20 protein-coding genes and 2 pseudogenes are annotated in these 21,903 nt (G+C 52.9%); 4 read left to right on the plus strand and 18 right to left on the minus strand.

From position 1 onward, the window contains the following. Positions 1-183 precede the first annotated feature (183 nt). Complete coding sequence (locus tag AAIE03_RS15240) at positions 184-399, minus strand: hypothetical protein (RefSeq protein ID WP_014606679.1); 216 nt, start codon at positions 397-399, stop codon at positions 184-186. After that, positions 396-929 (minus strand): DUF2778 domain-containing protein, encoded by a 534-nt coding sequence (locus AAIE03_RS15245; protein ID WP_263751447.1) that lies wholly within the window; start codon positions 927-929, stop codon positions 396-398. Before AAIE03_RS15245 ends, AAIE03_RS15240 begins: the two co-directional genes overlap by 4 nt. Positions 930-1,637: 708 nt before the next feature. Here AAIE03_RS15245 and AAIE03_RS15250 point away from each other — a divergent pair. Both AAIE03_RS15250 and AAIE03_RS15255 read left to right on the plus strand, forming a co-directional pair. Further along, positions 1,638-2,924 carry an MFS transporter gene (locus AAIE03_RS15250; RefSeq protein WP_498563075.1) on the plus strand — a complete coding sequence of 429 codons (1,287 nt, stop codon included), beginning with the start codon at positions 1,638-1,640 and terminating at the stop codon, positions 2,922-2,924. 235 nt (positions 2,925-3,159) lie between these two features. Then, positions 3,160-3,786 carry a LysE family translocator gene (locus AAIE03_RS15255; protein WP_024472338.1) on the plus strand — a complete coding sequence of 209 codons (627 nt, stop codon included), beginning with the start codon at positions 3,160-3,162 and terminating at the stop codon, positions 3,784-3,786. A 71-nt stretch (positions 3,787-3,857) separates the two neighbouring features. Here AAIE03_RS15255 and AAIE03_RS15260 read toward each other — a convergent pair whose 3' ends face one another. The 3 genes and pseudogenes from AAIE03_RS15260 to AAIE03_RS15270 form a co-directional block, all read right to left on the minus strand. Next, positions 3,858-4,472, minus strand: coding sequence for a histidine phosphatase family protein (locus AAIE03_RS15260; RefSeq protein ID WP_024472339.1), 615 nt, complete (start codon positions 4,470-4,472; stop codon positions 3,858-3,860). Between the two features lie 351 nt (positions 4,473-4,823). After that, a complete protein-coding gene (locus AAIE03_RS15265) occupies positions 4,824-6,038 on the minus strand; it encodes an MFS transporter (RefSeq protein ID WP_498563076.1) in 1,215 nt (404 codons plus the stop codon). A 280-nt stretch (positions 6,039-6,318) separates the two neighbouring features. After that, a pseudogene (locus AAIE03_RS15270) lies at positions 6,319-7,199 on the minus strand (LysR family transcriptional regulator). A gap of 326 nt (positions 7,200-7,525) precedes the next feature. Between AAIE03_RS15270 and AAIE03_RS15275 the strand changes: the two are divergent. Beyond that, positions 7,526-8,782, plus strand: coding sequence for an MFS transporter (locus tag AAIE03_RS15275; protein WP_105088359.1), 1,257 nt, complete (start codon positions 7,526-7,528; stop codon positions 8,780-8,782). 68 nt (positions 8,783-8,850) lie between these two features. Here AAIE03_RS15275 and AAIE03_RS15280 read toward each other — a convergent pair whose 3' ends face one another. Both AAIE03_RS15280 and AAIE03_RS15285 read right to left on the minus strand, forming a co-directional pair. Continuing rightward, positions 8,851-9,234 (minus strand): hypothetical protein, encoded by a 384-nt coding sequence (locus tag AAIE03_RS15280; protein ID WP_022622319.1) that lies wholly within the window; start codon positions 9,232-9,234, stop codon positions 8,851-8,853. A gap of 22 nt (positions 9,235-9,256) precedes the next feature. Beyond that, on the minus strand, positions 9,257-9,709 hold the full coding sequence (locus AAIE03_RS15285) for a hypothetical protein (protein WP_105088360.1): 453 nt from the start codon (positions 9,707-9,709) through the stop codon (positions 9,257-9,259). A 352-nt stretch (positions 9,710-10,061) separates the two neighbouring features. On the opposite strand from AAIE03_RS15285, the pseudogene AAIE03_RS15290 reads away from it, so the two are divergent. Then, a pseudogene (locus tag AAIE03_RS15290) lies at positions 10,062-10,193 on the plus strand (transposase); the annotation flags it as partial. Positions 10,194-10,748: 555 nt separating this feature from the next. On the opposite strand, the gene pntB reads toward AAIE03_RS15290, so the two are convergent. The 11 genes from pntB to AAIE03_RS15345 form a co-directional block, all read right to left on the minus strand. Continuing rightward, on the minus strand, positions 10,749-12,137 hold the full coding sequence (pntB, locus tag AAIE03_RS15295) for a Re/Si-specific NAD(P)(+) transhydrogenase subunit beta (protein WP_498563077.1): 1,389 nt from the start codon (positions 12,135-12,137) through the stop codon (positions 10,749-10,751). 9 nt (positions 12,138-12,146) lie between these two features. After that, the gene (gene pntA / locus AAIE03_RS15300; protein ID WP_210509979.1) at positions 12,147-13,673 is read right to left on the minus strand and encodes a Re/Si-specific NAD(P)(+) transhydrogenase subunit alpha; all 1,527 of its coding nucleotides are present in this window, start codon (positions 13,671-13,673) and stop codon (positions 12,147-12,149) included. 85 nt (positions 13,674-13,758) lie between these two features. Next, positions 13,759-14,619: a beta-keto acid cleavage family enzyme gene (locus AAIE03_RS15305; RefSeq protein WP_174261189.1), complete on the minus strand. Its 861-nt coding sequence runs from the start codon at positions 14,617-14,619 to the stop codon at positions 13,759-13,761. A 17-nt stretch (positions 14,620-14,636) separates the two neighbouring features. After that, positions 14,637-15,821, minus strand: a complete 1,185-nt coding sequence (locus AAIE03_RS15310) for an acetyl-CoA C-acetyltransferase (protein WP_024472343.1) — start codon at positions 15,819-15,821, stop codon at positions 14,637-14,639. 193 nt (positions 15,822-16,014) lie between these two features. Further along, positions 16,015-16,953 (minus strand): cyclase family protein, encoded by a 939-nt coding sequence (locus AAIE03_RS15315; RefSeq protein WP_024472344.1) that lies wholly within the window; start codon positions 16,951-16,953, stop codon positions 16,015-16,017. A 4-nt stretch (positions 16,954-16,957) separates the two neighbouring features. Beyond that, the gene (locus tag AAIE03_RS15320) at positions 16,958-17,884 is read right to left on the minus strand and encodes a 3-hydroxyacyl-CoA dehydrogenase NAD-binding domain-containing protein (RefSeq protein ID WP_024472345.1); all 927 of its coding nucleotides are present in this window, start codon (positions 17,882-17,884) and stop codon (positions 16,958-16,960) included. A 10-nt stretch (positions 17,885-17,894) separates the two neighbouring features. Further along, positions 17,895-18,683: an SDR family NAD(P)-dependent oxidoreductase gene (locus AAIE03_RS15325; RefSeq protein WP_024472346.1), complete on the minus strand. Its 789-nt coding sequence runs from the start codon at positions 18,681-18,683 to the stop codon at positions 17,895-17,897. Positions 18,684-18,699: 16 nt separating this feature from the next. After that, a complete protein-coding gene (locus AAIE03_RS15330) occupies positions 18,700-19,041 on the minus strand; it encodes a cupin domain-containing protein (protein WP_024472347.1) in 342 nt (113 codons plus the stop codon). A gap of 13 nt (positions 19,042-19,054) precedes the next feature. Then, positions 19,055-19,696: a 3-oxoacid CoA-transferase subunit B gene (locus tag AAIE03_RS15335; RefSeq protein ID WP_181416437.1), complete on the minus strand. Its 642-nt coding sequence runs from the start codon at positions 19,694-19,696 to the stop codon at positions 19,055-19,057. A gap of 7 nt (positions 19,697-19,703) precedes the next feature. Further along, the gene (locus tag AAIE03_RS15340) at positions 19,704-20,372 is read right to left on the minus strand and encodes a 3-oxoacid CoA-transferase subunit A (RefSeq protein ID WP_024472349.1); all 669 of its coding nucleotides are present in this window, start codon (positions 20,370-20,372) and stop codon (positions 19,704-19,706) included. Between the two features lie 87 nt (positions 20,373-20,459). Continuing rightward, positions 20,460-21,770, minus strand: a complete 1,311-nt coding sequence (locus AAIE03_RS15345) for an MFS transporter (protein WP_024472350.1) — start codon at positions 21,768-21,770, stop codon at positions 20,460-20,462. Positions 21,771-21,903: the final 133 nt, after the last annotated feature.

Consider the following 21,903-nt stretch of genomic DNA (forward strand, 5'->3'; position numbering starts at 1 on the left):
AAAGCGTTATCAAAGCGGGCATTGTGATGGCTGAAAAGCAGAAAATGTGAGTCGTGAAGGGCGCGAAACAAAGGGTCTGTGGACGGTAAACGCGTGTTGAATGCGGATGATCATCTTCAGGAAAGGCCTGGCTTATCGCGCTGAGCATCTGTCGTGCGTCCCCGCCAGGCACCTGAGCGCGGGCTAACGTTTTCGCTTACGGTATCCCCACGAGGCCAGGACAGCCAGCACGAGAGACAGTACGAACTTCACCACGATGAACGTAAACGAATAGCTGTTCATCGCCTCTTCGCCATCGCCTTCAATAGTGATATGGCTCATGAATAACGTGTTGATCCAGCTATCCGGGATCAGCACAAAAGCCGCCAGCAACACAATAATAAATATCGCAATTTTCATCTCACACCACACCGACTAAAATCTGGAATGCCGCGCACATCAAGGCGGCCATAAGCCATCAGATCTTTCCCGCCGGGCACTTTTATCTTAGGTATCCGCAGCAAAGCATCTCTGAGGGTTTGAAAATCCGATGAACTGTACAGCGTTACGCAGCCCCACGAAACCCCGGTGCCGTCGCTGTTCAATGGGTGAAGCCGAAAGCTGCCCCGACGTGTGCCATTGACGTAAGCATGATCACTCATGGTTTCTGCGTTATATAAACCAAACCATTCGGAATGATGATTTCTGTACAAATGATACGCATCAATCACTTCTGCACGCAGTTGATTTAGCACGCTTCCTTTCGGGCGGTCGACTATCCAGTATGTGCCCGGCGGGATCGCGGCCTTTTCTCTATCTGAACAGTCTGGGTTATTGAGATAACGGTCAATTCCTGACAAAACATCAAATGAGCCGATGCCGTAACAGTCAAGCTTGACCCTTTTTCCGTCTGGCGAGAGACGAGCATAGTCCATCGTACAGATTTGCATCTCACATCCTTTGCGGGTGGCACAGGGTGAAAATAATACTGAATCCCTGTTCAACATCAAACGACGACCTTTTAAGATTCCTCTTATAAAGTTGCAACGTCTTACTTCACTCTCGTATTTCCATGAACGATTAACATCGCCATCATTTCTTTTTTTTTAGCAGGAATAAACGCTCCGCACCGGCAGCGTAAACGAACAAAAGAGAAAAGCGTCTGAGTAAAAAATATTTATAAAAGCGCGATCTTATTTACGTTAAAAACGACGGGCTGCCTTATTGACCATCAGGCATCCAACCCGCTGTGGTGATTAACATCACGTCTGAATCAGTCGAAATAAAAATCGCACCTCGCCTCTCAACCTGCAAGGGACATGCCCTTATGCACGCCAGCAAGTGGCTTCAGGCATAAAGATTTGGCTGCAACGTCTTAGTGTTAACCTGATTCCAGGCCATCTTGCCGCTATTTAATCTTTTTACCTGTGTGGGTTACGTTGATCACATTATTTACCAAAAGTGATTTTCACGGCATTAAACAATGCGCCTCATCACACCACGCAATTCCGTGTTTATTGCAAAATCGCTTACCTAATAATAACAAGGTGCAATCACGAGATTTACTAACACTCAATTAATTAACCTGCCTCTAATTTAAAAATCATGTCACCTGTTTAGCAAAGTCATAAGGAAAAGGTAACAATGAGGGAGCAATCATGAAAACAATCAAACATTACCGATGGCACATGATATTACTGGTGTGCTTTATTACGATTATTAATTACCTCGATCGCACTGCGTTGGGCGTTGCCGCCCCGACAATTATGAAGGAGCTGGATATTACCAAGGAGCAATATTCCTGGATCGTCAGCGCCTTTCAGCTGGCTTATACCATCGGCCAGCCCGTGATGGGTTATTTCATTGATACCATTGGCCTGAAGCTGGGCTTTTTTATCTGCGCCATCGTCTGGGGGCTGGCCACCTTAGCGCACTCACTAACGGGTTCCTGGCAGGGCCTGGCGTTTATGCGCGCCATCATGGGCTTTAGTGAAGCCTCGGCGATTCCGGCCGGGGTGAAAACCGCTGCCACCTGGTTTCCGGCGAAGGAGCGCGGCATTGCCACTGGCGTCTTTAATATGGGCACCTCTTTTGGTGCCATGCTGGCACCGCCGCTGATCGCCTGGTGCATACTGTTTCACAGCTGGCAGTTTGCATTTCTGGTTGCCGGTGGACTGGCTATTGTGGCGGCCTTTATCTGGCTCATCTTTTATAAAGATCCCAAAGAGGCCAAACGGCTGTCGGCGGACGAGCGCGCCTATATTGAGGGCGGTCAGGAAAAACACCTTCATACCGAGCAGAAAGAGAAGACCTCTAAATTAGCCATCCTCAAACAGCGTAATTTCTGGGGCATTGGCCTCTCACGTTTTCTGGCCGATCCGGCCTGGGGCACCATCAATTTCTGGGTGCCGATCTTCTTTGTGGAAACCCTGCACTTCAGCCTGAAAGAGATTGCGATGTTTGTCTGGCTGCCGTTCCTGATGGCCGATCTGGGCTGCTTGGCCAGCGGCTTTGTGGCGAAGTTCCTGAACGATCGCGGCATCGGCCTGATCAATTCGCGCCGTATTACCTTTACGCTCGGGGCGGTGCTGATGACCACCATCGGCCTGGTCAGCATTGTTCAAAACCCCTATGTCGCCGTGTTGCTGATCAGCATTGGTGGCTTCTCGCACCAGTTGCTTTCTACCGTAGCTGCCACGCTGGGCGCAGACCTGTTCAGGAAGGATGAGGTCGCGACTGCCGTCGGCATGGCTGGCGCCTGTGCCTGGTCCGGTCAGTTGATCTTTAACCTGTTTATCGGCGCGTTTGTCAGCATCATCGGCTTTGGTCCGTTCTTTGTTGCGCTGGCGGTGTTTGACCTTATCGGTGCGGCGGCACTGTGGATTCTGATCAAAGAACCAAAGGAACCTGGAGAACCGGATGCCGGGTTAGCGGTATCGCAGTAGTGTTGTCGCGGAATGTGTCCCGGGGCACGTGAAGGGACGTGCCTCCTTTTTCAGCTTCAGGCGACCAGTACGACGCGGGAACATTCTCATCGTCGAAAGTGCGGGATTCAGTGCTGAACAGCGTTAATCACGTGGGGTCGAGCATTGCTGTGCACGTCCATCCAATACAAGCCGTTATGTATGTTTTTTAAAATTATGTTAATACATGCTTATGCTTTCTGTCGGGGTTGGATAGATGTGGGATATGTCTTCATTCTTTGCAGCATTACTGGTTTACAGCATAGGGACGGCATCGCCTGGCCCGGGCAATCTTTCCATTGCCAATGCGGCGATGAACTATGGTCGTAAAGCTGGTCTGGTGCTGGCCACCGGTGTGATTTCAGGTTCGATTTGTTGGGGCCTGTTGACCGCCTTTGGCGTGTCCGCGATTTTGGTTTCTTCCAACGGTTTTATCGTCTGGTTAAAACTGCTCGGCGCGGCTTATCTGCTCTGGCTGGCCTCGAAAGCGCTGCGCAGTGCCTTTCGCCCTGGAGAACTTTCGGCACGACCAGCCCAGGCTCACGCGCGTTTACGCGGCTACTATCTGCAAGGGCTGGGATTGCACCTGACCAATCCCAAAGCCGCGTTAACCTGGTTCACCGTGACCAGCGTGGGCCTGACGAACTCTGCGCCACAGTGGCAGATCTATGTTCTGGTTGCTACCTGCGCACTGACCGGCGTGATGATATTTAGCCTGTATGCGCTGATTTTTGCTTCGCAAATAGCGGAGACGTATCTCAATCGGGCACGGCGCAGTTTCGATCTGATCTGTGCGGGGTTTTATGCGTTGGTAGCGGTGGGGTTTTTGCTGTCGCTGAGATAAGTGCGCTCAGAGGACTCACTAATCCTGGCGGACACAGAATCCGCCACATAGCGATAGCAGAAACCGCAAAGTTAACACTGAAGCAAATGCGAGGCGATGCCCCATTTAAGCGCAGTACAGCGCCCATCAATCAACTCAAATATGGAGTAACTCGCGTTGGGTTGAGCATAGCGGGCAAAATTAACAAGGTTTCCCTCTTTAAGCATGGCAAGCGTTCCCTGAATGATGTGCCCATGTGAAACGAGGCAAACAGTCTGGTGTTTTTGCTCGTCCGCAAGACAATGCAAAAACCGCATCATTCTGTGCGTTGACTGCGCCAGCGATTCGCCACCTGGAGGGCAATAATCAGCATGTGATGAAAATAACGCCTCAGCTTTAGCAGGATAGTCAGATGCGAGTGAAGCTATGTTCATTTCCTCAAACATACCAAATGCCTGTTCCTTAAGTGCGGATTCCGCAATCACTGGACAGGCGAAGCGTTGAGCCAGGGTTTGAGCCATTTGCCATGCTCGCCCTAGTGGAGAGGCATAAACACACTCAACGACATGATCTTCTTTTGCCAGCGCGGCCACTAATGCAGCCGTTTCGCGTCTGCCACGTTCGCTCACTGCGCTGTCGCACTGCCCCTGAATAATGCCCTGTACATTCCACTCTGTTTCCGCGTGTCTGACCAGAATGACTTTCATCGTGAGAAGGCCTTGATTGTTGGTTTTGGTTTATCTTCGGTTACAACGAGCACTACATCCTTTTGGTTTCGTTGAATGCTCGTTTGTTTTTCCCTTGAAAAGCCCGGTAACGCATTAGCTCGGCCACGTTGGCACCATGATCAGCCTTTACTCATGCACCATCCTGATCTGCTCGCCGACGCAAAGTCGTGGATGACGCGCCTTTGCCTGGCAGCATTGGCAACGCAAGGCACGTTGGTCCAGTTGCTGGTGGGTTGCCGTTTTCCCTTACAGCGCGTCTATGCGGTTTTTATCGACTGTCTGTGTAAGTGGATGAAGGTGCATTGTTTGTGGCTATCAAGATTCAAATGCTTAAAATCGTCGTGTAATCAAACCAACTATCACCAACGTCACCAGCGGAAGACCGTGAAAGATGATAATAACCAGCGCAGGATCAAGCCATGCATAAAAAGGAGCAACAATTAGCATGCCCACACCAAAGCCCGTCATCTGAAACAAGGTCATCAGGCTAAAGACCGGCAGTCTCAGCATGTCCGGTTCGCGCTGAATACGTGAAATCAGACACACATCCGCAATACCATCGCCGATGCCCGCAAAAATGATGAACACGAGCGCCATGTGCACAGCAGTCTGCTGAAAGGTGGCAATAAAGCCTAAAGACATCAACGCCACACCGATAAAGAACAGCCTCTCGATACCGGGCCCTAGGTTATTACGTAATAAATAGCTGGCAAGGCGCGCACCTAAAAATTTACCGCTTGCCCACACAGCCAGCAGAAGTCCCATTGTCTTGCCCGCAGAATCTGGCGTCATCAGCTTCGACAGAATGGGAAAACCAACATTATGCGCCGCGCTGCCTAAGGTGTCGGTCAGCGTGACGATCAACATTCCAGCCAGTAAGGGTGCTGTTCGTAAACCCGTAATCAGGTTATGCCACTCCTTACGCGGCGCAGCGGTTGGGGTAATAACCGGTGTTTCTAAATAGCGTAAAAACACAATGCACAACCCTGCGACAAGATAAGTCACGATATTCAGGATAAAAACCTGTTGGTAGCCACTCGCGGCAAGCAGAATCCCGGAAATCAAACTCCCCGCAACCGCGCCAACTGATGAAACGGAGGTAAGCCAGGCATTGGTAGAGACACGATGCGATGCCATTACCCACGACGGTAACTGGCTATTCAGGCCAATGGAAAACATGGAATTTCCAAGACCAATGCCAAAAGCGATGGCTGGCAACAGGTAAATCTGCGTATTTACCGGCAATATTAAAAGTAATACGAGCAGTGCTGCACGCAGCACATCGAAAATAATCAGTGAAAAATAGCCGTGAAAACGACGAAAAAAAGGAATGCCTATCACGCTCGCAATGATGCCACCGGCGACACGACTCGCCAGAAAAACGCTTACATGCGCCACACTTTGCGTGATCACATAAACATAGGTCGATAAGACGACCATATTCAGGAATGCGCCAAAGTCAGAGATAAAACGCGCTGCAATAATAAAGCCGGCATTTCTTGATGAAAGAACAGAAGCCTGGGGGGTTATTGGCTCAACGTGCATGGGATAACCTTATGCTGGAATAAATCGACACGACAGGTCATGGAAGCCTGTCATGTTCTGTTGGACCGGCTAACCTGACACGAAAGCCCGGGGCCAGCATTCACTCCCAACTATGTGGCTTTACGTCACTATTTTTCTCTTCTTTTATAAACACGTTAACCAGCCACTTCAATGTGTCAGTAATTTAAAGAAGGAATGGTTATTCTTAACTGGTTAAACTGTCAGCTCTGTTCATTCCCGTTGCCCAGATATACATGTCTGAACGATTTACTCGATTTCGTTATTCACTTGCCCTCTCTTCTTCCATAAAACACTGCTCCAGCGCCGTAATCACCGCCCTGATGCGCGCGACCTTTGCAAATCCGGATGGAGCACCAGCCAGATATCAACCGGGTCGCGTTTGTCGGGAAAGATCGGGATTAATTGAGGATCGCGTTCAGCCAAAAACGTCGAAAGCAAACCAATGCCAATCCCGCGTTTAATGGCCGCTTCCATGAGCAGTTGCGTATTGCATTCCAGCACCACCTGTTGGCTGTTTACGGCAAATCCACACAGGTTTTGTCGATGACGCGGCACAAGCTCTGCCGGAAACATCACCAGTTGATGGTCGATTAATCCGCTATCCTCATTCGGTTCACTGAGTCTGTCGAAATAACGCTGGCTGGCGTAAAGCCCCATCTGAATGGTCGCCAGGCGTTTGACGATCAACTCCTCAGAATCTGGCCGCGCCCCACGAATGGCGATATCTGCGCTGCGGTAGGAGATATCGGCGAATTCCAGTCCGGTCAGCAAGGTTACAGTGATATCCGGATAGTGTTCACGCAGGCGTTCAATGGCAGGCATGACAAACGCCGAGGCGAGCGTGTCGGTGGTGGCAATGCGCACGTTACCTGCAGGGAGGTTCTCGCCGCAGGCCGCTTTGCGACGCATTACCTGCATGGCGCTTTCCATGGCACTGGCTTCTGCCATCACCTGTTCGCCAAACTCACTTAGCGTAAAGGCTCGTGGCGTGCGGATAAATAACCGTGAACCGAGCGCGCTTTCAAACGCAGCGATACGTCGTCCTACCGTCGCCTGATCGACATTTAACGATTTCGACGCTCCGCGCAACGTTTTATGCCTTGCCAGTGCAAGGAAAAAACGGACATCGTCCCAGTTCATCTTATCTTCCTTAACCCGAACGCTTTCTTACTGTGGCAAGTGTCAACGTTACCGAATTGAATATCAATTATTTAACGTCAGAATAGCCTGCTGCGCAGTGAGCATGGCTGTCCAGCCGCCGTCAGGCAGCACATGCGTAACGGGGATTTGCTCTGCAACTTATGCATACTTCGTCCAGCGCAACAAGCTGCATTAGTGAAGCCCTGTGATGCAGTAATGTCGATGTACCTGTACTCTGCCAGACCCTATGATGCCCGCATCTCATTACGATTAAACAGCCTTATGGCGCAGGCCTGCTCGTGAAGCACGTGCTCAGGATAATAACCATGTCAGAAATTAACCTTACGGCAGAAAGCGTAAATCACGCTACGGCAAAGACGCGCGTCTTATGCTTTATTGCACTGGCGCTGGTCGCCGCCTTATTAAACAGCAGTGCGCCAACGCCGCTTTATCCTCTCTATCAACAGCAGTTGGGCTTAACCGCCGTCAGCCTGACGGTTATCTATGGCACCTATGCGGCAGGTGTTTTGATTGCGTTATTTAGCGTGGGAAATCTTTCCGGGAAGGTCGCCGATCTGCGCAGCCTGATGTTGCCCGCACTGCTGGCTGTCTTTGCCGGTGCCCTGCTGTTTTCACTCGCCGATTCGTTTGCCTGTCTGTTTATGGCACGCCTGCTGGCGGGTGTGGGAACGGGGGCATTAACCGGCGCAGCCAATATTGCCCTGGTGCGGTTTGGTCCCAAAGATGGCGGTAAAGTTGCGGCCCTGCTCGCTACGCTCTCTTTCACCACCGGTCTGGCGCTGGGCCCGGTTTTCAGTGGCGTGGCGATTCAGACAGGTTTCCACAGTCAGACGTTACCGTTTCTGCTGATCATGCTGACGGCCGCAATCGCCCTTATCGGGTTACGTTTCAGTTGGCCAGTTGGTCGTCACGACCAACTGGCGGTCGCCACCTCTTCACCTGCCACCTCAGTGGACGCGACACTGAAAGCCGGGCTGAAAGCCACAGGTGTACGGTTTTTTCTCTGCGCCGGCGCGCTGTTTATGAGCTGGGCGTTTGCCGCCAGTATCTTGTCGATTGGTCCGGCGGTGTCCGAGCATCTGCTTGGCATTCATAGCCAGGGCATTTATGGCTGTGTGATTGCGGTTTATTTAGTGGTGGCTGGTATCAGTCAGATTCTGAGCCGCCGGATTCGCGCCCGCACGTCTCTTGCTGCTGGCTGCCTTACGCAGGCCATTTCCATCGTGCTTTTTACCTTGGCAATTGGCCACCACTCTCTGGTCTGGGCATGTACAGGATTGATCGTCGCCGGCTATTCCTATGGCGCGATCTTTGTAGGAAGTGCGACCCTGGTGAATATGATCTCCCCTGCCGCCAGTCACGCAAAACTGATTTCATTGTTTTATGTGATTGCCTATATCGCTAACTGGGTGCCCGTGCTGTTAGGCGCGGTGGTGGATCATGCCAGCCTGAACCTGGCCGTTAATTTGCTGTTCGGCGTTAGTGCGGTTGTTTGTTTGCTACTGAGTATTGCGGTGTTTGGGATAAAGATGGAAAAAGCACGACGAAACGACGTGACGTGATGAGGTTTACTGACTGGTTCTGACCGCGCTTAGGAAACACTTATCCATGCCCAGTGTGACACATGGCTTCAGATGTCACGATTGTCATCTCGCGAATTTTTGCTGCGTAGCTTCACCAGAACCTGGTGAAGCTGTCCAACAGACAGATCTTTAACAACAGAATGCGGTTTCCCCCGCAGCCATTCAAAAAAGTAGCCAATGCCCAATAAATCGAGTCCTTCACTGCTGAACAGATATTCGTTCTCTTTCAAATCAAACAGTGTACGAAAATCGTCATCTTCGGTATCGAAGCTGACGGCAAAAAACGTTTCGGCTGCCGCTAAAAAATCGACGCCATCCATACCGGCAAGATGAAGGTCTCGTTCCAACAATGTCTTTTCATTGACGACTTTAGACTTCCATCCCGCATAGTCACGAACAAATGCAATGACTTCCCCCAGTTCAGGACTCATTTCAGCACCGGCCTCCAAAGGTTTATATACGCCAGATTGTCATTTTTTCTACTTCAGCCTCGGGATTGGCTACCCGAACGGCTGAAAGAAAACCGGCAAAATCCTGATTGAATAGCGAGTAGTTATTCAGAATACTGACTGTTTTTTCTGTCCGCGAGGCCCCCATGAGGTAACGAACCTGCCAGACGCAGCGATTGCCGATCTTCGTTCCGGTCGATCTGACCTGAATGATTTGGCCCAGCGCGATTTTATTAAGCATGTCTTCCTTACGCTTTTGGTAGAGAAAATCTGCGTCGTAGTAGTAATCCTCCGTGTTCATCCCAAGACGGTTAAGCAGCGGTGTATCAATAGAAATTTTCTTCAACTCGCCCTTAGCAGCAAAGAAATCGTCTCGTTTGAACATCGGCAGAAAAAAATACTTTATCAGCAAAATGATAGGCGCCAGCGGTAAGACAAGTGATAGAAAAGTATGCATCTGGTTTTCTGTGCCTTAGCAGTTTGAATAGTGGCTCACGCTGCACGTTAGGGTGATGATTAGGGTTTCTGAGCCACTTAAAGCCTGATTATTTCGCTAAATGGAAAATCGACGAAATTGCCCGGCCCTTCGCGAAATCCATGAAAAGGTATAACGGCCTCACACGTTCACGCCCTTACTTCATGGCAGTGCTATTTCACGCGCCAGCGCCGTTTTTTTGACTTGAACGTAGCTTTTTGTTCGCGGGCACGTGCTTTGAGGATAGCGCTCAAATGACCTCCCCCCTGAAAAAAGTACCAGAATAAACTGAAGTCTCCGGTCTTTCTTCCATCTCAAAAAGGGGCACATCGCCATGAAAAAGACCCGTTATACCGAAGAACAGATTGCCTTTGCCCTGAAGCAGGCCGAACCGGCTAAGTCCGTGCCGGATGTCTGCCGCAGGCTGGGTATTTTCGATTCTACCTTTTACGCCTGGCGTAAGAAATTACGGTTGAGTCCTTCGACGGCAGTTTGCGGCAGGAATGACTGAACGAGTACGGGTTCATGTCTCTGAAGGATGCGCGGAGCAAAATCAAGGCCTGGCGTGTACACGATCATCCGCGTCCCCCATTCTGCACTGAGCTGGATGACGCCTTCCGAATTTGCTGAAAAATCTGCCGGTTGTCAGAATATGCAGCCAGAACGAAGCCGGTTATTCCTGATCATGAATAGATCACATACGGAGAGCAGGTCACTAAAACAATTCACGCGCTATTTTTTATTAGGCTTAATTTAATCTCGGCGCTCTCAGCTCATAATCTGAAAAGCAGAAGCCCACCCTATTCGTTATTATATTGAACGGCTGCCACATTGACGTTTATTACTGCGCGATGAGATTCTTATTTTTACGATTTTTTACGAGGCGTCAGATCACTGTCTGCGCCGGACGTACAGTGTTGAGACTCAATGTCATCCCCTGATTCTGATTCGAACAAAATTCAGGAGGCGATGGACTTTTCCATCACCCTCTGCAATGCATCCAGTACGGCTAATCAATTAATTAGAGCTGAGCAAGTATCGCCTCTACGCTCGCTTTTGCATCACCAAACAGCATGGCGGTGTTTTCTTTGAAGAACAGCGGGTTCTGTACCCCTGCGTAACCCGTATTCATCGAACGTTTGAATACCACCACCTGCTGTGCTTTCCATACCTCCAGTACCGGCATACCCGCGATGGGGCTGCCGGGATCTTCCTGCGCCGCCGGGTTGACGGTGTCGTTGGCGCCGATGACAAGCACCACGTCGGTATCACTGAAGTCGTCATTAATCTCTTCCATCTCCAGCACGATATCGTAGGAGACTTTTGCTTCCGCCAGCAGCACGTTCATATGTCCCGGTAAACGCCCGGCTACTGGATGGATACCGAATCGTACCTGTACGCCTAGCGCAATCAGCCGGCTGGTCAATTCCTGTACCGGATACTGCGCCTGGGCTACCGCCAGGCCGTAGCCGGGAGTAATAATGACTGAACGGGCGTATTTCAGCGCTTCCGCTACCTCCGCAGCGCTGCATTCGCGATGTTCGCCCTGCGGGGCGCTAGCGTCAGATGCCGTACCCTCGCTGCCAAAGCCGCCGGCGATGACGCTGATAAACGCGCGATTCATGGCCTTACACATAATATAAGAAAGGATGGCCCCGGAAGAGCCAACCAGCGCGCCGGTCACGATTAGCAGGTCGTTACTGAGCATAAAACCTGCCGCCGCCGCTGCCCAGCCGGAATAGGAGTTGAGCATTGAGACCACCACCGGCATATCTGCACCGCCGATTGAAGCAACAAGATGCCAGCCAAACGCCAGCGCAATTAGCGTCATCACACTTAATGCCAGACTCTGCCACAACAGGCTATCGCTGCGCACGAATACTATCATTAAGGCCAAAGAAGCCAGCAGAGCCGCAAGGTTCATAACGTGGCGGCCAGGCAACATCAGCGGTTTTGATGCGAAAATTCCGCGTAGCTTACCGAACGCCACCAATGAACCGGTAAAGGTGATGGCTCCGATGAAGATCCCCAGAAAGACCTCTACAAGGTGAATAGCCGTCATGGCCGTATCTTCGAGCGGCGCGTGGCCAAGGTAGCTATTGATCCCAACCAGTACCGCCGCCAGGCCGACAAAGCTGTGCAGAATCGCCACCAGCTCCGGCATTTCGGTCATTTCAACCCGCTGCGCGAGAAAGATACCGATGCCGCCGCCAGCCATCATCGCGACCAGTATCCATGCAAGATTGGCCGCCTGGGGGCCGAGGATGGTCGCCGCCAGCGCAATCGTCATCCCGGCGATGCCGAAAACGATCCCTGCTCGCGACGTTTCGTGCTTCGATAAGCCAGCCAGGCTAAAAATAAACAACAGCGCGGCAATAATGTAAGCCGCAGTAACAAGACCTTCAGACATAACGACTCCTTAGTTTCTGCGGAACATTTTCAGCATGCGGCGGGTGACGTAAAAACCGCCGAAAATATTAATACTGGCGATAAAAACGGCGACGATCGCCAGGGCAAAGATCCAGCCTCCCTGGCTGATTTGCAGGACCGCACCGACAATGATGATCCCTGAAACCGCATTGGTGACCGACATCAACGGCGTGTGCAGGGCGTGATTGACGTTCCACACCACGTAATAGCCCACCACGCAGGAGAGAGCGAAGACGGTAAAATGGGCAAGAAAGTCCGCCGGTGCGCAATGCGCAAGCCAGCCAAAGAGCACAATAACCAGCGCCAGAAAAAGGTATGGACGCCACGGTGAAGCGGGCGCGCTTTTCACCTGCTCGGTTGGTACGGGCTTAGGCTGCTGCGGCTGGGCCGAAACCTGAATCGGCGGCGCGGGCCAGGTGATTTCACCCTCGCGAACCACAGTAACGCCACGGATAACGACATCATCAAAATCGATGACGATATTGCCGTCTTTTTCTTTACACAAAAGCTTCAGCAGATTGACCAGATTGGTGCCGTAAAGCTGGGATGACTGGGCCGCCAGCCGGGCTGGCAGGTCGGTATAGCCGATGATCTTTACGCCATCATCGCTGGTGATGCATTTGCCCTGTACCGTCAGCTCACAGTTGCCGCCGGTCTGGGCCGCCAGGTCGACGATAACGCTGCCGGGTTTCATGCTGGCGACCATCTCGCGGGTAATGAGCCGCGGCGCAGGCTTCCCGGGAATGAGCGCGGTAGTGATAATAATATCGACTTCTCTGGCCTGAGCGGCGAACAGCGCCATTTCCGCCTCAATAAACTCGGCAGACATCTGGCGGGCATAGCCATCTCCGCTGCCGCTCTGTTCATCAAAATTGAGTTCCAGAAACTCCGCGCCCATGCTTTGGATCTGCTCTTTGACTTCCGGGCGGGTGTCGAAGGCGCGCACGATGGCGCCGAGGCTGCTGGCAGCGCCAATTGCCGCCAGCCCGGCAACGCCTGCGCCAATCACCAGCACTTTCGCCGGGGGAACTTTACCGGCCGCGGTGATCTGTCCGGTAAAGAAACGACCAAAATGGTGGGCGGCTTCCACCACCGCCCTGTATCCGGCGATATTAGCCATTGAGCTTAAGGCGTCCAGCGACTGGGCGCGAGAAATGCGCGGCACAGCATCCATTGCCATGACCGTCACGCCGCGGGCGGCGAGTTTCGTCATTAGCTCGGGGTTCTGTGCAGGCCAGATGAAGCTGATTAACGTGCTGCCCGGCTGCAAAAGAGGAATTTCATCCTCAAGAGGCGCATTCACTTTCAGGATAATATCGCTCTGCCAGACCTCATCCTGCGAACACAGCGTTGCACCTGCGGTCTGCCATGCGTCATCAGTAATATTTGCCGCTGCACCCGCGCCGTGGGCGATGGAGACCGTAAAGCCCAGCTTCAGCAGCTGTTCAACGGTAGCGGGCGTGGCGGCGACCCGCGTCTCCCCCGCCAGCTGTTCCTGGGGAATCGAAATGTTCATATAAGGGTTCTCGTTCAGATAGAGATCGAAAGCGATCGCCTGCACATCAAGAGAGGCGATCGGCCTTTAGTAAGCAGGATCGCAATCAGGCGCTAACCGGCTGCTGGCGTATCAGGCCAAGCATGGCGCGGGTTTCATCCGGCGTGGCGATGGTTTTATCCACTTCTGCAGCCAGCCGCTTAACGCGCTCAACGAACCAGGTATTGGACTGCGCCAGTTCACCTTTGCGATAGAGAATGTTGTCTTCCATGCCAACCCGAACGTTGCCCCCCAGCGCCAGCGCGGCGAGAACAACCGGCAGATGACCGCGACCAATGCCCAGAGCCGACCAGGTGAAATTATCGCCCAGATGCTGTTTGCAGGTATCGAGCAAGAACATCAGGTTACGCACTTCCGCCGTCATTCCACCCGGCGCACCGAGGACAAACTGAAAGTGTGGATTCCCCTCGATCAGTCCTTTCTTCATGTAGTACAGGACGTTGTAAATCATCCCGGCGTCGAAGATTTCAAACTCCGGCTTCACCTGGCACTCGTTCATGCTGACGGCGAGTTTCTCCAGAAAGCGCGGGCTATTTTCGAATATGGTTGAGTGGGCCCAGTTCATGGTTCCGGCATCGAAAGAGGCCATTTCGGGCCGCAATAACTGGAATGGCTTCATGCGAATGTCGTCACTTAGTCCAAGTCCGCCGGAGGTCGTCAGATTAATGACGATATCGCAGCGCGCCCTTACCAGGCGCACGGTCTCGGCGAATTGATCGAAATCCATCGACGCCTGACTTTCCTCATCACGCACATGAATGTGGGCAATGGAGGCTCCAGCCTCGCAGCAGCGGACAATTTCATCAGCCTGGTCCTTCGGGGTAAGCGGAATATACGGGGTATCGCTTTTCTGCGGCCAGGCCCCGGTACAGGCGACGGTCAGGATAACGCGGTTTTCTACGGACATAATTAACTCCTTGATCCTTATTCTTTTTCAACCACCATGGCTAATCCCATGCCGCCGCCAATGCACAGCGTAGCGAGACCGTAACGAGCGTGGCGACGCTGCATTTCATGAACCAGCGAGACCAGAATGCGTGCGCCGGAAGCGCCGATCGGGTGACCGAGGGCAATTGCGCCGCCGTTGACGTTGGTTTTTTGTGGGTCCAACCCCAGCCCTTTCATGACGCTCAGGCACTGGGAGGCGAAAGCCTCGTTGGCCTCGATGACGTCGAGGTCACTCACCTGTAAACCCGCGCGGGATAGGGCCCTGCGCGTTGCGGGTACTGGACCGTAGCCCATAATGTTGGGATCGACGCCGCCGCTGCCCCAGGCGCGGATCGTTGCCAGCGGCTGAAGCTGGAGGGCGGCGGCTTTTTCACGGCTCATCAGTACTAGCGCGGCGGCGCCGTCATTAATGCCAGAAGCGTTCCCTGCTGTGACCACACCGTCAGGCCGGAAAGCGGGACGTAGCCGGGCGAGGGTTTCACGCGTGGTGCCGTGGCGGGGGAATTCATCGGCTTTGACGTAACGCTCTTCTTTACGCGTGACGATTTTTATCGGCACAATTTCATTGTCGAAACGACCGTTTTTCTGCGCCCATTCAGTGCGCTGCTGGCTTTCCGCCGCATAGGCGTCCAGCGCTTCCCGGGTGAGCTGGTATTTTTGTGCCAGGTTTTCAGCGGTGATCCCCATATGCTCGCCGGAGAAAGCGTCGGTCAGACCGTCGCTAATCAGGCTGTCAATCAGCGCGCTGTCGCCCATGCGCTTTCCCCAGCGGGCAGCGGCGGATAAGTACATGGCGTTGCTCATGCTTTCCGTCCCGCCGGCCACCACGATGTCCGCATCGCCCAGCGCGATGGCCTGCGCACCGAGAATGGTCGCCTTGAGCCCGGAACCGCATACTTTGCTGACGTTAAAGGCGCTTTTTTCTACCGGGATCCCGGCGGCGATAGCGACCTGACGAGCGACGTTCTGACCCAGCCCGGCCCCCAGTACGTTGCCCATGATGACTTCGTCAACATCGTCCGGTTTGATAGCGGCACGGGCGATAGCGGCGGTGATTGCATATTCACCAAGCTGGATAGCTGAGAGATCCTTGAGCGCGCCGCCAAAGCAGCCGATGGGCGTACGGGCGGCGCTGACAATGACAACATCTTTTGTACTCATGTGGTTGCTCCTCCGATGCAGAGCGGCATTGATATTTAATAATGTAAAAATATCGCTATAAGATTATTATGGCGTAAAAGTGTTATGCGCCCGGAATGAATTAAACTATTATTTCGGGCACAGATTACCTTTCGCTAAATAGCAAATGAGTCAGCTACGTTACTTATTAAAAATTAATTCAGGGGGAATTTTATTAAATGCAACCTCCGTAGCTATAGGTTCTTTCCGGCACATTATTCATATCATCTTCATCAATTTCCGCCACGCAGCGCACCATCGAGCCATCGCCTAAATACCAGCGCAGCGGGAAACAGAAGAAACGAAAACGCTTGCCGGAAACTTTATCCAGATTGCCGCCGAGGTTTTCAACGCCGACAATACCGTGGCCGAGCATCTGCTTATGGCAGGGTTCCCAGGTGCCCCAGCAGCCAATAGCCTCCAGATCGCCGAACTTTTCATCATAGGCGGCCTGGCCGTGAAGTTTGATATACAGCTCTTTATCAAATTCGGCATAGGCTTCTTCACCGAACTGTTGAATATATTCTTCGGTCAGTGGGCGTCCGGATGCGCCGAGTAAATTCATACGTGTGGCACCGTTATTCCCCATCGCAGTATGTAGCGGGTGATCTAATGCCTGCATATCCATGGCGACGCATTTAACTTTATTTTTGACAAACCATTTTCCGGCTTCCACGCCAGTCCCGCAGGAGTAGTGATAATACTCTTTTGAGTCATCAAATTTACGGTGCATCCCGGTATTCAGGCATACCACCATTCCGGCTAACGCTTCCGGTTTGATATTCGCACGGAGACAGGCATCTTCCAGATGATGTGGCTGAATTAATTCCCAGCGTCCGACGTTAATTTCCAGGCATATCGCCTCGCCGGTATAAGCATCGACCGGCATTTCATGCGTATAGCGCGCTCTTTTACCGTCGAACTCTGTTTCCATCACATGACGCGGGGCATCGCAGTGGGTGCCGGTGTGCATGGTGCAGGAAATACGCTGGGTTAACACGCCGCCTTTTGCCATGGTATGCGCGCTGTCGATCAGCGGCTTATCGAAGTAGGGCCAGCGCGGAGTGTCGGCGCTAAATGGATGCGTTAAATCGACAAAAACTTTCTTACCCATAGTGTTACTCCTCAGATTGCTGAGTGACGCGCTGCAGATAGTTCAGGAGGCGCTCACGGCTTTCGTTAATTGATGCGTCGTTCCAGGTCTGAAATCCGCTACCGGATTTGAAGCCCAGCTTGCCTTCGCTCACCAGCTGGCGCAGCAGCGGCGAGGGAGTTGTCGCGTTATTCAGATGCGGGAAAATATATTCATGAATCGCCAGGGTCAGGTCCGTCCCCACCATATCGGCGTTTTCCAGCGGGCCGAGGGTCGGCAGCCGGATACCAAAGCCGTAGCGGATGCCTTCGTCCACGGTGCGCGCGTCAGCGATGCCCTGCTCCACAAGGTAAATCGCTTCGCGCCACAGGGCGTGCTGGAGGCGGTTTACCAGGAAACCTGGCACATCTTTGTTGACCCGTACCGGGCGTTTCCCAACCCAGGCGAGGATGTCGAATGTGCGTTCGAATAGCACATCGTCGGTCCAGCGCGTGCGAATGACCTCCACCAGCGGGATCAGAAAGGCCGGATTCCAGAAATGGGTGCCCAGTACGCGCTGTTTGTGGGTCACATCGCGGGCGATCTCGCTGATGCTGATGACCGACGTATTGGAGGCGAGAATAGTTTCTGGTGGACAAAGCGCGTCCAGCTCGCAAAACAGCCGCTGCTTAAGGGCCAGCTGTTCAGGTACGCATTCAAAGACGATTTGCGCCCCCTTAACGCTCTCCGCCAGCCGGTCGCAAAAAACGACGCGGCTGACAACTTCTTCGATGGTGGCCTCGTCCGCCTGCATACGCTGCAGATTGATGCGAATGGTGTCCGGTGCGGTCCAGGCACCCGCGTCGATATCATAAATCGTGACTTCCACACCGCGGGCGGCAAAGATCTGCGCGATACCGCTGCCCATCAGGCCGCCGCCGAGAACCGTGATGCGTGTGACCGGATTGTTCATCACCCTCTCCTTAGCCCGCCGTACAGCCGCCGTCGATGTAAATGACCTGGCCGGTGATAAAATTTGCGGCAGGTGAGCAGAGGTATACGACAGTGCCGACCATATCTTCCACAACGGCAGCCCGGCCCATCGGGATGCGATCGAGGAAGATCTTTTTCAGCTTTTCGTCTTCCAGTACTTCCTGGGTCAGCGGCGTCCAGAAAATGGTCGGTGCGACGGCGTTAACGTTGATGCTGTATTTCGCCCATTCGGTAGCCAGCTGTTTGGTTAACAGATTGATTGCCCCTTTTGATGTGCCGTAAGCCGCGTAGCCGCCGGGGTGTCCGGCAAAGGCGCGCACCGATGAGGTATTGACGATTTTCCCGAATCCCTGCTGGATAAACAGTTGGCCAAATACTTTGCAGGGAATAAAGGTACCAGTGATGTTGACGTCCATTACTTTGCGGAAATCATTAACGTCAAAGGCCTCCGCTGGATGCCGGATAGCAATGCCGGCAATATTGATCAGAAAGTCGACTTTTCCCCAGACTGCGACCACTTGATCGGCCAGGGCTTTAACCGCCACTTCGTCGGTCATGTCGCCAGCGATAGCGAGGGCCTCGCCGCCCGCTTCCTGCACCTGCTGAACGGTTTTTTCCAGGGTGGCGATGGTACGGCCGGTTACCGCGACTTTAACGCCGTAGTTCGCCAGGCCGCGGGCGACACCTTCACCGAGCGCGCCTGCACCGCCGGTGATAACCGCAACTTTGCCTTCAAGGTTGAACAGCGCTTTGACTTTGTTATCCCATGTTGTGTCCATAATGATCCCTTACAGGTTACGTATTGCTGGCGATGACCAGCATACTGGTCGGATAATTGGTGTGGTTAACCACTTCACGCCCCTCAAACGGCGCGAGGAAAACGGCTTCCCCTTTGCTGACAACACGCGTTTCTTCTTTGGTACGGATGGTGATGGCTCCCTCCAGCACGACGTAGAGCTTCTCCGTGGGCGAGTCGTCATAGGCCCACTCGGCACCGCCGCCGGGTAAGAAGTGTGAAAGTCCACACCAGAATTGTTTTGCCTCACAGAGCGCAGCGTCGCACAACTTCAGCGCCACCATGGCGTGATGCATTGGTGGGTTGTAAGGGCTGGCTTCACTAATCGGTATCACTTTCATTGATGGTGTCCTTTTAGGAAAACTGGATTAATGTTTCAGAGATGCGTAGCGGTGCGGCGGTTTGCGCAACCACTTCCTCCACGCTGGTATCGGCAGCGATTTCGCGCAAAACCAGGCCGTTATTGACTTCAATGACCGCTTTTTCCGTCACGATCAGATTGACCTGGCCGACGGCGGTCAGCGGAAGCTGGCAGCGAGGCAAAATTTTTGACTGGCCTCTTTTATCGCAATGTTCCATGGCGATGATGACGCGGCGGGCACCGTTCACCAGGTCCATAGCGCCCCCCATTCCGGGAACCATTTTGCCGGGGATGATCCAGTTGGCGAGATTGCCCTCCTGATCTACCTCCAGCGCCCCCAGAACGGTCACATCGACGTGGCCACCGCGTATAATGGCGAACGACAGGGCGCTGTCGAAGAACGCAGCACCGGGTACGGCGGTGACCGGTTGACCGCCAGCGTTAGTTAAATCGGCGTCGATACTGTCGCTATCCGGCATGGGGCCGAGCCCCACCAGGCCATTTTCAGACTGGAAGATGACGCCAAGATCGTCGGCGACGTAGTTGGCGACCTGCGTCGGCAGGCCAATCCCCAGATTCACCAGGTCCCCTTTGTGAAGCTCTTTTGCAACCCGGCGCGCAATGCGTTCTCTCATGGCGTTTTTATCCACGGTGATCTTCCCCCTTAACCAGGTAGTCGATAAAAATGCCGGGCGTGTTGTAACGGTCGGCGGCGGTACAGTTCATCGGCACAATGGATTCGCACTCGGCAATCACCAGACGTGCGGCGGTGGCCATCACCGGGTTAAAGTTTTTGGTGGTTTTATTGAACATTGCGTTACCGGCCGTATCGGCAACGGAGCAGTGGATCAGGGCTATGTCAGCCTGCAGCGGCCGTTCCAGCAGCCAGGGCAGGCCGTCAATGATGACCTGCTGCTTGCCATCCTCCACCACCGTGCCCAGCCCGGTGCGGGTCAGTACGCCGCCCAATCCGGCTCCGCCTGCGCGAATACGCTCAACCAGCGTGCCCTGGGGGACCAGTTCCGCTTCCAGCTCGCCGCTGGACATCTGGCGTCCGGTTTCCGGGTTCAGGCCAATATGGGAAGCGATGATCTTGCGAACCTGCTTATTGACGATCAGCTTGCCGATCCCCCGATCGATAAACCCGGTGTCATTCGCGATAATCGTTAAATTACCCACGCCTTTTTCCACCAGCGCATCAATAATTTTTTCTGGCGTCCCAACCGCCATAAATCCGCCAATCATGATAGTCATGCCCTCTTCCACCATGTCGGCTGCGCGTTGCGGCGAAATATTTTCTTTTTTTAGCATGGTATGACTTCCTGAATAAGTGACGTTACTGTTTGCAAACCGATAGTTAACGAAAACAGTTTTCCCTGGTGAGGAACTGTAAAATTGTTATCCGGCGACGACGGAATCTGTTTTGCCTTTGCATTTGTCGTTAATCATGAAAATTAATACGGCGGCAATAATATCCAGCACGATAAATGAAATATAAGCTGCGTCGTAATCGCCGGTATATTTCAGGCTAATAGCCGCCACAGCAAAACAACTGACCCGGAATAAACACGCAATGGTTGAAACCAGACGGTTAGCGGCGGAGAAGTCATAGCGGCCATAAACGGTGCCGACCATCGATGTGCAGAGCTCTTTGATACCGGCGATACTGGCCCCCACCATTAATAGCGTGAAATAGGTAAAGTAATCGCTACCGCGAACCAGCAGGCAGGCGTGAGTGACAGCAAAGAAAAAGGCGTAAGCGATGCTGGCTTTTCGGGTACCGACTTTGACATCCACCCATCCCCAGAAGTAGCTGAACACGGCGCAAATCAACGCGGCGGAGGTAAACATCCAGACGGCGGTTTCTTTCGCATAACCCACTGAAATCAGCCGGGGGATCAGCTGACTGACAACGCCGATATCCACCAACCACAGCAGGCCGAAACCGACGGAAATCAACCACATTTCCCGGTCGCGGAACAGCACGCGGTAGGTAAAGGGGCTTTGGTAATCGGTCTGCGCCGCCAGATTAGCAGCCTGCTGCTCGCGAGAAATCGGCTCGTTATCGGGGTACAAACCCAGCTCTTCCGGCGTATTGCGGATCCAGAATATCGAGATGATACCGAGGGTAATTAACGTTCCTCCGACGACGGCATAAGCACCGGGGACGCCGAAACGATCAAAGAGGAAGAACATGATAGGAATAAGCGTTGCGGTACAGAATGACATCCCCATGGTTGCCCAACCCAGCGCCAGGCCTTTTTTCTTTGGAAACCAGCTATTCAGCAGGGTGGCGGGAACGTTGAAACAGCAGCCGGTGGCCAACAAATTCATCAGCGCCAGACCAATAGCATATTGGGTGTAAGAGGTGACGCGGCCAAACCAGATCATCGTTAATCCCAACGCCAGCAGGCCAAAAATGGCGACGATTTTTGCCCCTCTGCGCTTGATCATTTCGGCGATGACCAGCGCACCGATAACGCCAATCCAGCCCGCGGGCGTTGAGAAAGAGAGAAGCGTGGCGAAATCCCAGCCGTGAAGATCGACAAAGCTCTGGACGATAACGTTCAGGCCGTCTGCGGTCCAGGCGGCGAAGTTGTAATACATCAGCATACTGAAGCCGACCATGCTCCAGCCCCAGCCGCCGAAGTTACTTCGGGTGCTGGAATGGTTTGCCGTTTTGTCGGCAATGTTATTTGTATTTTTCATAATTCTCACCCAGTTAATAAATTTAACCCTCCCCTTAACAACTGGCTCTGAATAATAAGGGGCGATGCGGCGCAAAACATTTGCGAGGGGCAATGTTATTATCGAGAAAACCAACTTACTAAGATCAGATTAA

It is taken from the genome of Pantoea sp. Ae19-2 (assembly GCF_059801205.1).